This is a genomic window from Salmonella sp. SAL04213 (assembly GCF_046550535.1).
GTDB classification, from domain to species: Bacteria; Pseudomonadota; Gammaproteobacteria; order Enterobacterales; family Enterobacteriaceae; genus Salmonella; species Salmonella enterica.
In genome coordinates this window covers 39138-51933 of sequence record NZ_JBGDXS010000014.1, presented here as the reverse complement: position 1 = coordinate 51933, position 12796 = coordinate 39138, and the positions used below count along the sequence as shown (strand labels likewise).

Below are 12796 nucleotides of genomic sequence, written 5' to 3'. Positions count from 1 at the left end.
GGATCACGACGACAATGTTCTGATTAAATTCGAAAAATCTTCTTTGATATCGTGGCTTTCTTCACGCAGTTGCTCAATTTTACGACAGGCATGAAGTACGGTAGTGTGGTCGCGCCCGCCAAACGCATCGCCGATTTCCGGCAGACTGTGGTTGGTGAGCTCTTTTGCCAGCGCCATAGCCATCTGGCGCGGACGTGCTACCGAGCGAGATCGACGCTTAGAAAGCAGATCCGCAATTTTGATTTTGTAATACTCGGCCACCGTCTTCTGAATATTGTCGATGGTGACCAGTTTTTCCTGCAACGCCAGTAAATCGCGCAGCGCTTCGCGCACAAAGTCGATAGTAATCGCCCGGCCGGTAAAGTTGGCATTGGCGATCACCCGGTTCAGCGCGCCTTCCAGTTCACGTACGTTAGAGCGTAGACGCTTGGCGATAAAGAACGCGACCTCGCCTGGCAGACGAATATCATTTTCGTCCGCTTTTTTCATCAGGATCGCCACGCGGGTTTCCAGTTCTGGCGGTTCGATCGCCACTGTCAGCCCCCAACCAAAGCGGGACTTGAGACGATCCTCAACGCCGTTGATCTCTTTCGGATAGCGATCCGACGTCAAAATGATCTGCTGATTGCCTTCCAGCAGAGCGTTAAAGGTGTGGAAAAACTCTTCCTGGGATCGTTCTTTATTGGCGAAGAATTGAATATCGTCGATCAGCAATGCGTCAACGGAGCGGTAGTAGCGTTTAAACTCTTCGATGGCGTTATTTTGCAGGGCTTTTACCATGTCCTGCACAAAGCGCTCGGAGTGCATATACACGACTTTCGCGTTGGGTTTGCGCGCCATAATTCCGTTACCCACCGCGTGCAGCAGGTGAGTTTTACCCAGACCGGTGCCGCCATAGAGGAATAACGGGTTATAGGCGCCGCCAGGATTATCCGCCACCTGACGTGCCGCCGCGCGCGCCAGTTGGTTGGATTTACCTTCGACGAAGTTATCAAATGTATGTTTAACATTGACGTTGGAGCGGTAGGTCGGCTCCGCCGGCGCTGGTACGTTATCCCAGCCCGAACGGGCCGCAGGCGCTACGCGCTGCGGCTGCGCCGTTGTTGTCTGCGCAGGCGCGACAACGTTATGCACAGGCGTTTTTAGCGTTTGCGTAACGGGCTTTGTTCCCACTTCAAAACGCAGTTGTGGGGCATCCGCGCCGCAGAATGTGTTGAGTAATCCATTGATATTGTTGAGGTACTTATCTCTTACCCAATCGAGCACAAAACGGTTTGGCGCATACAAAGCCAGCGTGTTATCGCTCAGTTCCGCCTGCAACGGGCGTATCCACATACTGAATTCTGTGGCTGGTAACTCATCCTGCAATCGGGCAAGACACTGCTGCCAAAGCGAAAGTGACACGGCGGACTCCACTCGAACAAAAGTCGATAAATGACAAAGGCTGATACATTAATGATTGTTGGCGCACGTCGATAAGACCCTGCATGAAGGGTGACGCACGAACCGCTGTCTGCGGTTTTCACGGATCTTTCAAACGATCGCGACTTCACGCAGTCTGAAAGATTTCGTGTTCATGCCTGACCAGGATCGTTTGAAACGATCAGGACCGCGGATCATAGCCTAAACTGAGCAAGAGATCTTCTGTTTCTCACAGATTCTTCCCTATTTATCCACAGGACTTTCCAGGAAAGGATAAGTGTAATCGATCCTGGGGAACTCCTGTACGCTTTCGCGCGCATATTGAAAAAATTAATAGGTAAAGGTGAGCAGACGCCTAAAAGATCGCATAAAGATCCAGGGCGATCCTTGCGCTTTACCTGGCAGTCCGTATAATTCTCCACCCGTCGCGCAATGCCCGTCATATGGCGTCAACGCTGCTTATTTTCCGCACAAAAAGGCGTGGAAAATCGCGGGAAAATAAGGAAAGAGAATTGACTCCGGAGTGTACAATTATTACAATCCGGCCTCTTTAATCACCCACACTGTGGCGTAAGTCGTTCAAAGTTTGTTCGGGTATACGCAAAAGTCAGTGAATTTATTCAAGTTTAGGTAGAAATCGCCATGAAACGCACTTTTCAACCGTCTGTACTGAAGCGCAACCGTTCTCACGGCTTCCGTGCTCGTATGGCTACTAAAAATGGTCGTCAGGTTCTGGCACGTCGTCGTGCTAAAGGCCGCGCTCGTCTGACCGTTTCCAAGTAATAAAGCTAACCCCTGAGTGGTTAAGCTCGCATTTCCCAGGGAGTTACGTTTGTTAACTCCCGCTCATTTCACATTCGTCTTCCAGCAACCTCAACGGGCTGGCACGCCGCAAATCACCATCCTCGGCCGCCTGAATTCGCTGGGGCATCCCCGTATCGGTCTTACCGTCGCCAAGAAAAATGTTCGACGTGCGCATGAACGCAACCGGATTAAACGTCTGACGCGTGAAAGCTTCCGTCTGCGCCAGCATGAACTTCCTGCAATGGATTTCGTGGTGGTGGCGAAAAAAGGGGTTGCCGACCTCGATAACCGTGCTCTCTCGGAAGCGTTGGAAAAATTATGGCGCCGCCACTGTCGCCTGGCTCGCGGGTCCTGATAGCCCTTATTCGGGTCTATCAACGCCTGATCAGTCCGCTGCTTGGGCCGCATTGTCGTTTCACGCCAACGTGCTCAAGCTACGGAATTGAGGCATTGCGCAGGTTTGGAGTGATAAAAGGCAGTTGGTTGACGGTGAAACGCGTATTAAAATGCCACCCTTTACACCCTGGTGGTGACGATCCCGTCCCGCCCGGACCATTTGATACCAGAGAACACTAACGATGGATTCGCAACGCAATCTTTTAGTCATCGCTTTGCTGTTCGTGTCTTTCATGATCTGGCAAGCCTGGGAGCAGGATAAAAATCCGCAACCTCAGACTCAACAGACCACGCAGACAACGACCACCGCAGCGGGTAGCGCCGCCGACCAGGGCGTACCAGCCAGTGGCCAGGGGAAAATGATTACGGTGAAAACCGATGTGCTTGATTTGACTATCAACACCCGTGGTGGTGATGTCGAGCAGGCCTTGCTCCCGGCTTACCCGAAAGAACTGGGTTCCAACGAACCGTTCCAGCTGCTGGAAACCACCCCGCAGTTTATCTATCAGGCGCAAAGCGGCCTGACAGGCCGCGACGGCCCGGATAACCCGGCGAACGGCCCGCGTCCGCTGTACAACGTCGAGAAAGATGCGTTTGTACTGGCCGACGGTCAGAACGAACTGCAGGTTCCGATGACTTATACTGACGCCGCAGGCAACACGTTTACCAAAACGTTTGTCTTTAAGCGTGGCGATTATGCGGTTAACGTGAACTATAGCGTGCAGAACACCGGCGAAAAACCGCTGGAAGTCTCCACCTTTGGTCAGTTAAAACAATCCGTCAACCTGCCTCCTCATCGCGACACCGGCAGCAGCAACTTTGCGTTGCATACGTTCCGCGGCGCAGCGTACTCCACGCCGGATGAGAAGTATGAGAAATACAAATTCGACACCATTGCCGATAACGAAAACCTCAACGTCAGCTCCAAAGGCGGTTGGGTGGCAATGTTGCAGCAGTATTTCGCTACCGCATGGATTCCGCGTAACGACGGCACCAACAATTTCTACACCGCCAATCTGGGTAACGGCATTGTCGCTATCGGCTATAAAGCGCAGCCGGTACTGGTACAGCCAGGCCAGACTGGCGCGATGACCAGCACCCTGTGGGTCGGCCCGGAAATTCAGGATAAAATGGCGGCTGTTGCACCGCACCTGGATTTGACCGTGGACTACGGTTGGTTGTGGTTCATCTCTCAGCCGCTGTTCAAGTTGCTGAAGTGGATCCACAGCTTTGTGGGCAACTGGGGCTTCTCCATTATCATCATTACCTTTATCGTTCGCGGTATCATGTACCCGCTGACCAAAGCGCAGTACACGTCAATGGCGAAGATGCGTATGCTGCAGCCGAAAATTCAGGCGATGCGCGAGCGTCTTGGCGATGATAAACAGCGCCAAAGCCAGGAGATGATGGCCCTGTACAAAGCGGAGAAGGTTAACCCGCTGGGCGGCTGCTTCCCGCTGATCATCCAGATGCCTATCTTCCTGGCGTTGTACTACATGCTGATGGGTTCCATTGAACTGCGTCATGCGCCGTTCGCGCTGTGGATTCATGACCTGTCCGCACAGGACCCGTACTACATTCTGCCGATCCTGATGGGCGTAACGATGTTCTTCATTCAGAAGATGTCGCCGACCACCGTGACCGACCCGATGCAGCAGAAGATCATGACCTTTATGCCGGTCATCTTTACGGTGTTCTTCCTGTGGTTCCCGTCAGGTCTGGTGCTGTACTATATCGTCAGCAACCTGGTCACCATCATTCAGCAGCAGCTGATTTACCGTGGTCTGGAGAAGCGTGGCCTGCATAGCCGCGAGAAGAAAAAATCCTGATTCGGTGTAGGCCGGATAAGGCGAAGCCGCCATCCGGCAAAGCGCGCCGGTCAGCCTGATGGCGCTAACGCTTATCAGGCCTACAATCAAAAGGCGGTCATATGACCGCCTTTTTTATTGCAACAAAGTTGAGACTAACCATGAGCCATAACGACACTATCGTCGCCCAGGCAACCCCACCGGGACGCGGTGGCGTGGGTATCCTGCGTATCTCTGGTCTGAAAGCGCGTGACGTTGCGCAAGAGGTGCTGGGCAAGCTGCCGAAGCCGCGCTATGCCGACTACCTGCCGTTTAAAGACGTTGACGGCAGCGCGCTGGATCAGGGTATTGCGCTGTGGTTCCCCGGCCCGAACTCCTTCACCGGTGAAGATGTGCTGGAGCTACAAGGGCACGGCGGTCCGGTGATCCTGGACCTGCTGTTAAAACGTATCCTGACGCTTCCAGGCGTGCGCATTGCCCGACCAGGCGAGTTCTCCGAGCGAGCGTTCCTCAACGATAAGCTCGATTTAGCCCAGGCGGAAGCCATTGCCGACCTGATCGATGCCAGTTCCGAACAGGCGGCGCGTTCGGCGCTAAACTCGTTACAGGGGGCATTTTCCGCCCGCGTTAACCACCTTGTGGAAGCACTTACTCACCTGCGAATCTACGTCGAAGCGGCTATCGATTTTCCGGATGAGGAGATCGACTTTCTCTCTGACGGCAAAATTGAAGCGCAGCTCAATGGCGTCATCGCCGATCTTGACGCCGTGCGCACCGAAGCGCGCCAGGGCAGCCTGCTGCGCGAAGGGATGAAGGTAGTGATTGCCGGACGCCCGAATGCCGGGAAATCCAGCCTGCTGAATGCGCTGGCAGGCCGTGAAGCGGCCATTGTCACCGATATCGCCGGTACCACGCGCGACGTGTTGCGCGAGCATATTCACATCGACGGGATGCCGCTGCATATCATCGATACCGCCGGACTGCGCGACGCCAGCGACGAAGTTGAGCGTATCGGCATCGAACGCGCCTGGCAGGAGATTGAACAGGCCGATCGCGTGCTGTTTATGGTGGATGGCACCACGACGGACGCCGTTGACCCTGCCGACATCTGGCCGGACTTTATCGCCCGTCTGCCCAAAAATCTACCGATTACCGTGGTACGTAACAAGGCGGATATCACCGGCGAAACGCTGGGTATTAGTGAAGTAAATGGTCACTCACTGGTTCGCCTCTCGGCGCGTACCGGCGAAGGCGTCGACGTGTTGCGTAACCACCTCAAGCAGAGCATGGGGTTTGATACCAATATGGAAGGCGGCTTCCTGGCCCGCCGCCGTCACCTACAGGCGCTGGCGGAAGCCGCTGAACATCTTGAGCAGGGCAAAGCGCAGCTATTAGGCGCGTGGGCGGGGGAACTGCTGGCGGAAGAGTTGCGCCTGGCGCAGCAAAGCTTAAGCGAGATTACCGGCGAGTTTACCTCCGACGACCTGCTGGGACGGATTTTCTCCAGCTTCTGTATTGGTAAGTAACGTTGTATTGCCCGGTGGCGCAATGCTTACCGGGCCTACAAAACCCGTAAGCCGGATAAGGCGTTTATGCCGCCATCCGGCAGCAATGATTTCCCATGCGGAAATCACTGTTGTCCAAATGGCAACTCGTCTCGCGCAACGTCGCCCCGTATTCTTAGCGCCACACTTTTCGTGAGGCCGCTATGAAACGTTTTCTACTGTGTAGTTTTGCCCTGGTTTTACTCTATCCTGCCGGTATTGATATGTATCTGGTCGGTTTACCGCGTATAGCCGCCGATCTGAACGCCAGCGAGGCGCAGTTGCATATCGCCTTCTCCGTTTACCTGGCCGGAATGGCGACGGCCATGCTGTTTGCCGGGAAGATAGCCGACCAGTCAGGCCGCAAGCCGGTCGCGATCGTCGGCGCGCTCGTCTTTATGATGGCCTCACTGCTTTGTTCACGGGCGTCGGAAGGCTCGCTATTTCTGAGTGGACGTTTTCTTCAGGGAGTAGGAGCAGGCGGCTGCTATGTGGTGGCGTTCGCCATTCTGCGCGACACGCTCGACGAGCATCGTCGGGCGAAAGTGCTGTCATTATTGAATGGGATTACCTGTATTGTGCCGGTACTCGCCCCGGTGATGGGGCATTTGATTATGCTTCGTTTCCCCTGGCAAAGTCTGTTCTATACGATGTCCGCGATGGGCATTATTGTGGGCCTGTTATCACTGTTTATCCTGCGCGAGACGCGCCCGGCAAGGCTGGCTCCACGCGATTTATCACGATCGTCGCCCGCCGCCGAGTCGCTGGTTAACCGTTTTTTCGTTAGTCGACTGGCGATCACCACTCTTAGCGTGTCGGTGATCCTGACCTTCGTCAATGCCTCTCCAGTGCTGCTGATGGAGGTGATGGGATTTAGTCGTGGCGACTATGCCATTACCATGGCGCTCACCGCAGGCGTCAGTATGGTCGTCTCTTTTTCTACCCCTTTTGCGCTTGGGTTATTTAAGCCGCGAACTTTAATGCTCGTCTCACAGGGGCTGTTTTTGACGGCTGGCGTGACGTTAAGCCTTGCTCATACCAATACCGTCACACTCTTTGGCCTGACGCTTATCTGCGCCGGATTCTCGGTTGGTTTTGGCGTCGCGATGAGCCAGGCGCTGGGGCCATTTTCGCTGCGCGCCGGAGTGGCCAGTTCCACGCTGGGTATCGCGCAGGTTTGCGGTTCATCACTGTGGATTTGGCTGGCGGCAATACTCGGTATCAGCGCGATGAATATGCTGATCGGGATTCTGATTGGTTGTAGCATAATGAGTATTCTGCTGATCTTCTCCGTCGCGCCCAACAGGTCCGTAGCCGAGCATGAAGAAATCCCTTACCAATCTCGATCTTAATCTGCTGTTATGCCTACAGTTACTCATGCAGGAGCGCAGCGTCACTAAAGCTGCAAAACGGATGAACGTAACGCCCTCGGCGGTCAGCAAATCGCTGGCGAAACTCCGGGCATGGTTTGACGATCCGCTGTTCGTCAATACGCCGCTGGGCCTGGCGCCGACGCCGCTGATGGTCAGTATGGAGCAAAGTCTGGCGGACTGGATGCAGATGGGGAATCAACTGCTTGATAAACCGCATCATCAAACGCCGCGCGGTTTAAAATTTGAGTTGGCGGCAGAGTCGCCGCTGATGATGATTATGTTTAATTCACTGTCGCAGAAGATTTATCAGCGCTATCCGCAGGCTACCATTAAGGTTCGCAACTGGGATTATGACTCGCTGGAGGCGATTACGCGCGGGGAAGTCGATATCGGATTTACCGGACGCGAAAGCCATCCCCGCTCGCGAGAATTGCTCAGTCTGTTGCCGCTCGCGATTGATTTTGAGGTACTGTTTAGCGATTTACCGTGGGTCTGGCTGCGGGAAGATCATCCGGCGCTGCGCGAAGCGTGGGATCTGGACACTTTTCTGCGCTACCCGCATATCAGTATTTGCTGGGAGCAAAGCGATACCTGGGCGCTGGATGATGTCCTGCAAGAAATGGGACGCAAACGCCATATTGCGTTGAGCCTGCCGGGGTTCGAGCAGTCGCTCTTTATGGCCGCCCAGCCGGATCACACCCTGATAGCAACCGCGCCGCGCTATTGCCAGCACTACAATCAGCTCCACCAGCTACCGCTAGTGGCGCGCCCCCTGCCTTTTGATGCGCAACAGCAGGAAAAGCTGATGGTGCCGTTTACCCTATTATGGCACAAACGTAATAGTCATAATCCCAAGATTGTGTGGCTACGACAGGCTATCAACACGCTCTGCCGTCGCCTTATCTGACCACCTGCGTTGATAAATTAACCTTCCTCTTACCAGAAATGTCACCGTCTGATTAAAGAACCTTCTGAAATTGAATTTTTAGCGCGTAAAACCTGTCCATAATTTACGTTAATGTTACTCTCGTCATTATCACGGCCCATTAATCACGGAGCGAAAAATGGCGACTCACTTTGCCAGAGGGATACTTACGGAGGGACAGTTGGTTTCAATTCGTCTCTCTTCGTCTTGCCATATTGAAGCCAGAAACCTGCCTGCTCACCGACGAACGCGTTTTCTCGCCTCCAGAGGCCTTCTTGCCGAACTGATGTTTATGCTGTACGGAATTAGCGAGCTGCCGGAAATCATTATTCAGGCGAAAGGTAAACCCGCGTTTCGTGACAAAAATCTGCCAGGCTTTTCTATCTCCTACGCCGGAAATATGGTTGGCGTGGCGTTGACCACCGAAGGAGAGTGCGGGCTGGATATGGAATTACAGCGCACCTCCCGCGGCTTTCACCATCCGCATTCGCTCGAACGCCACCCTTTCTCCCGTAATGAAAACTTATGGGTAGCCAATCAAAACGATCCCAACGAAGCGCGAGCGCAACTCATTACATTGCGCCAGAGCGTGTTAAAACTCACCGGCGATGTCATGAATGACGATCCGCGGGAGCTGCAACTTTTACCCGTTGCCGGACGCCTGAAGTGCGCGCATGTCACGCAGCTTGAAGCCGTGTGCGATGCGGAAGATGTGCTGGTATGGTCCGTAACCGTTACGCCAGCGATAGAAAAATTAAAAGTGTGGGAGTTCGATGGCAAACTGGGCTGGAAAAGCCTGCCCGATATACAGACGCGCGCCAATGAGCCAACCGGTCGTCTGATGCGATTCGCCCAACTCCCCGCCGCCAAATCGTATACGCTTAATCGTTCATAATGAAAAAAGGGGGCACGTATGTCTGAAACGCTGAATGTGGTTACACTGCTGGGAAGTTTACGCAAAGGTTCCTTTAACGGGATGGTGGCGCGTACGCTGCCTAAAGTCGCGCCGGCAGGAATGACGGTATCGCCGCTGCCTTCGATCGGGGATATTCCGCTGTATGACGCCGATATCCAGCAGGAAGAAGGATTTCCAGCCAGCGTAGAGGCGCTGGCGGAGCAGATTCGCAACGCCGACGGCGTCGTCATTGTGACGCCGGAATATAACTATTCCGTTCCCGGTGGCCTGAAGAATGCCATCGACTGGCTATCCCGTCTGCCTGAGCAGCCGCTGGCGGGTAAGCCCGTTCTTATCCAGACCAGTTCAATGGGGGCGATTGGCGGCGCGCGCTGCCAGTATCATCTGCGCCAGATTCTGGTGTTCCTTGATGCGATGGTGATGAACAAACCGGAGTTTATGGGCGGCGTGATTCAGAATAAAGTCGACCCGCAGACTGGAGAAGTGGTGGATCAGGGAACGTTAGATCATTTGACCGGTCAGTTGACCGCATTTGGCGAGTTTATTCAGCGCGTTAAAGCGTAAGTTCGTTAAAAACCCTCCCCCCGATGGGGCGAGGGTTCATTTCATCAGTGTGCGTCAATAAACACAATCTTCAGCACAAATAACAGCGCGACAATCACTACGCACGGGCTAAGGTCGCGCAGGCGACCGGTACCGATTTTCATCACGCAGTAAGAGATAAAGCCCAGCGCGATACCTTCGGTGATCGAGAAGCTAAACGGCATCATTACCGCCGTAATAAACGCCGGGACCGATTCGGTTAAATCCTGCCAGTTTACCCGCGCCAGGCTGGAGGTCATCAGCACACCGACGTAAATCAGCGCGCCCGCCGCCGCGTAAGGCGGCACCATGCCCGCCAGCGGCGAGAGGAAGATAACCAGCAGGAACAAAATACCGACCACCACCGCCGTCAAACCGGTGCGACCGCCCACCGAAACGCCGGAAGAGGACTCAATATAAGCGGTCACAGAAGACGTTCCGACAAATGCGCCAGTGACGGAAGAGATACTATCAACAAACAGCGCCTGCTTCATGCGCGGGAATTTGCCTTTCTCATCCGCCAGGCCGGCTTTATCGGTCACGCCAATCAGCGTACCGGAGGAGTCAAACAGGTTTACCAGCATGAAGGAGAAAATAACCCCCGCCAGGCCAAGATTGAACGAGCCTGCCAAATCGACATGCCCTACCACGCTGGTGACGCTTGGCGGCGCGGAGACAATGCCGTTGTAATGTACATCGCCCATCATCCAGCCAAGCAGCGTCGTGACGATGATGGACACCAGCACCGCCGCATGAATGTTGCGCGAAGCGAGAATCGCAATAATAAAGAATCCGAGAACCCCCAGCAGCACGCTGTGCGAGGTCAGGTTGCCGATGCTGACCAGCGTTTCCGGGTTAGCGACGATCACGCCGGCGTTTTTCAGCCCCATCATACCGATAAACAGGCCGATGCCGCTGGTGATGCCCACGCGCAGGCTGACCGGAATGTTGGCGATCATCCAGTAACGCACGCGGAAGATAGTCAGCAATAAAAGACCAACAGCGCCCCAGAAAATGGCGCCCATGCCTACCTGCCACGGCAGTCCCATTGCCTGCACAACCACGAAGGCAAAGAACGCATTCAGCCCCATCGCGGGCGCCAGCGCCACCGGCAGGTTAGCGAACAGGCCCATCAGAATACTGCCAAAGGCCGCAATCAGACAGGTGGTCACAAAGACGGCGCTGGTGTCCATGCCAGCTACGCCCAGAATTTGCGGGTTAACAAAAACGATATAAACCATCGTCAGGAAAGTGGTAAAACCGGCGATCACTTCGGTTCGTGCCGTCGTGCCATGTTCGCGCAGTTTAAACACGCGTTCCAGCATACCCTGACCAGAAGCCTGGGTGGTGTGTTGTTGACTCATTATCAATTTCCGGAGAAAGGAGGGAAAATTCGCCGTTATCCTATACCAAAATGCGACACCTGGCGCAGTTGTGTGGTAATTTTTTTCACTCAATTTGTTAGTACGGCAACGATTGCGTCCCCTCATTCAGCATTACGTAAACGTTAAACTTGTTAAAATGGAAATGACATGTCCCAAATCGAAGCGGTGTTTTTTGACTGTGACGGCACGCTGGTCGACAGTGAAGTAATTTGCTCGCGCGCCTATGTCACTATGTTCCGGCAGTTCGGCATTACGCTTGAGCTCACGGAAGTATTCAGACGCTTTAAAGGCGTAAAGCTCTACGAAATTATCGATACCATCAGTAAAGAGTATGGCGTTGCGCTGGCAAAGGCGGAGCTGGAGCCGGTATACCGCGCGGAAGTGGCGCGTCTGTTCGATACCGAACTGGAAGCGATCGCGGGCGCAAATACCCTGCTGGAGAGCATTAAGACGCCCATGTGCGTGGTATCCAACGGGCCGGTCAGTAAGATGCAGCATTCGCTGGGTAAACTGGGCATGTTGCATCATTTTCCCGATTTGCTGTTTAGCGGTTACGATATTCAACGCTGGAAGCCCGATCCGGCGCTGATGCTCCACGCGGCGAACGCCATGAAGGTCAATGTTGAGAGGTGTATTCTGGTGGATGATTCCAGCGCAGGCGCGCAGTCAGGAATTGCGGCGGGAATGGAAGTGTTTTATTTCTGCGCCGATCCGCATAACAAGCCGATCGATCACCCTAACGTGACGACGTTTACCGATTTGGCGCAGTTGCCGGGATTGTGGAAAGCGCGCGGGTGGGAGATTACGCGTTAACTGAAATGCCGGATGGCGCTAACGCTTATCCGGCCTACAGCATCTGTACCTGTAGGCCCGGTAAGCGCAGCGCCACCGGGCAAAAGGATGAGATTTACTCTTTCGGATCTTTCCCCGCCAGCAGCTTATCCAGCTCATCGCCGCCGACGTGACGGAAGTCTTGCCCCTTCACGAAGTAGAAGATGTATTCGCAGATATTCTGGCAACGGTCACCGATACGCTCGATAGAACGAGCGCAGAATAACGCGGTCAGCACGCTGGGAATCGTGCGCGAGTCTTCCATCATGTAGGTCATCAGCTGACGCACGATACCTTCGTACTCCTGGTCAACTTTCTTGTCTTCACGGTAGATACGCACCGCTTCGTCGAGATCCATGCGCGCGAACGCATCCAGCACGTCGTGCAGCATCTGCACGGTGTGGCGGCCCAGTGACTCCAGACTCACCAACAGCGGCTGGTGCTGCTGGGAGAATTTCTCCAGCGCGGTACGGCAGATTTTATCCGCCACGTCGCCAATGCGCTCCAGTTCGGCGATGGTTTTGATAATCGCCATTACCAGACGCAGATCGCTCGCCGTCGGCTGGCGCTTGGCGATAATACGCACGCAGGCTTCATCGATGGCGACTTCCATCATATTAACCTGATGATCGCCTTCTACCACGCGCTTCGCCAACTCACTGTCCTGGTTGTGCATGGCGGTGATAGCGTCAGAAAGCTGCTGCTCCACCATGCCGCCCATGGTCATTACCTGAGTGCGGATGCTTTCCAGTTCGGCGTTGAACTGGCCGGAAATATGTTTATTAAGGTTCAGACTGTCCATTACGCACT

The 12796-nt window shown here is 54.3% G+C and carries 13 protein-coding genes; 10 read left to right on the top strand and 3 right to left on the bottom strand.

Going from position 1 to position 12796, the window contains the following annotated elements; genetic code table 11:
• Window positions 1–3: 3 nt before the first annotated feature.
• Entirely contained in the window at window positions 4–1404 is a 1401-nt protein-coding gene (gene dnaA, locus ACLJPQ_RS21295) for a chromosomal replication initiator protein DnaA (protein ID WP_000059093.1), read from the bottom strand.
• Window positions 1405–2064: 660 nt separating this feature from the next.
• Here dnaA and rpmH point away from each other — a divergent pair.
• The 9 genes from rpmH (at window position 2065) to ACLJPQ_RS21250 (ending at window position 9752) form a co-directional block, all read left to right on the top strand.
• On the top strand, window positions 2065–2205 hold the full coding sequence (gene rpmH, locus ACLJPQ_RS21290; protein ID WP_000831330.1) for a 50S ribosomal protein L34: 141 nt from the start codon (window positions 2065–2067) through the stop codon (window positions 2203–2205).
• 16 nt (window positions 2206–2221) lie between these two features.
• Window positions 2222–2581, top strand: a complete 360-nt coding sequence (gene rnpA, locus ACLJPQ_RS21285; protein ID WP_000239725.1) for a ribonuclease P protein component — start codon at window positions 2222–2224, stop codon at window positions 2579–2581.
• Window positions 2545–2802, top strand: a complete 258-nt coding sequence (yidD, locus tag ACLJPQ_RS21280; protein WP_001307474.1) for a membrane protein insertion efficiency factor YidD — start codon at window positions 2545–2547, stop codon at window positions 2800–2802. The genes rnpA and yidD overlap by 37 nt, the downstream gene beginning before the upstream one ends.
• A gap of 2 nt (window positions 2803–2804) precedes the next feature.
• Window positions 2805–4451, top strand: a complete 1647-nt coding sequence (gene yidC, locus ACLJPQ_RS21275; protein WP_000378278.1) for a membrane protein insertase YidC — start codon at window positions 2805–2807, stop codon at window positions 4449–4451.
• 140 nt (window positions 4452–4591) lie between these two features.
• Window positions 4592–5956 (top strand): tRNA uridine-5-carboxymethylaminomethyl(34) synthesis GTPase MnmE, encoded by a 1365-nt coding sequence (mnmE, locus tag ACLJPQ_RS21270; RefSeq protein WP_000019081.1) that lies wholly within the window; start codon window positions 4592–4594, stop codon window positions 5954–5956.
• 182 nt (window positions 5957–6138) lie between these two features.
• The gene (locus ACLJPQ_RS21265) at window positions 6139–7326 is read left to right on the top strand and encodes an MFS transporter (protein ID WP_079898360.1); all 1188 of its coding nucleotides are present in this window, start codon (window positions 6139–6141) and stop codon (window positions 7324–7326) included.
• Window positions 7295–8254 (top strand): HTH-type transcriptional regulator YidZ, encoded by a 960-nt coding sequence (yidZ, locus tag ACLJPQ_RS21260; RefSeq protein WP_079898359.1) that lies wholly within the window; start codon window positions 7295–7297, stop codon window positions 8252–8254. Before ACLJPQ_RS21265 ends, yidZ begins: the two co-directional genes overlap by 32 nt.
• Before the next feature lie 157 nt (window positions 8255–8411).
• Entirely contained in the window at window positions 8412–9167 is a 756-nt protein-coding gene (locus tag ACLJPQ_RS21255; protein ID WP_000190678.1) for a 4'-phosphopantetheinyl transferase family protein, read from the top strand.
• Window positions 9168–9185: 18 nt separating this feature from the next.
• Complete coding sequence (locus tag ACLJPQ_RS21250; protein ID WP_000005228.1) at window positions 9186–9752, top strand: NADPH-dependent FMN reductase; 567 nt, start codon at window positions 9186–9188, stop codon at window positions 9750–9752.
• A 44-nt stretch (window positions 9753–9796) separates the two neighbouring features.
• Here ACLJPQ_RS21250 and adeP read toward each other — a convergent pair whose 3' ends face one another.
• Window positions 9797–11134, bottom strand: coding sequence for an adenine permease AdeP (gene adeP, locus ACLJPQ_RS21245; protein WP_001519317.1), 1338 nt, complete (start codon window positions 11132–11134; stop codon window positions 9797–9799).
• Window positions 11135–11302: 168 nt separating this feature from the next.
• Here adeP and yieH point away from each other — a divergent pair, with 168 nt between their 5' ends.
• Window positions 11303–11968, top strand: coding sequence for a 6-phosphogluconate phosphatase (gene yieH / locus ACLJPQ_RS21240; RefSeq protein ID WP_079898358.1), 666 nt, complete (start codon window positions 11303–11305; stop codon window positions 11966–11968).
• 94 nt (window positions 11969–12062) lie between these two features.
• Here the strand turns inward: yieH and phoU are convergent, their stop codons facing one another.
• The gene (gene phoU, locus ACLJPQ_RS21235) at window positions 12063–12788 is read right to left on the bottom strand and encodes a phosphate signaling complex protein PhoU (protein WP_000377800.1); all 726 of its coding nucleotides are present in this window, start codon (window positions 12786–12788) and stop codon (window positions 12063–12065) included.
• Between the last annotated feature and the right edge of the window lie 8 nt (window positions 12789–12796).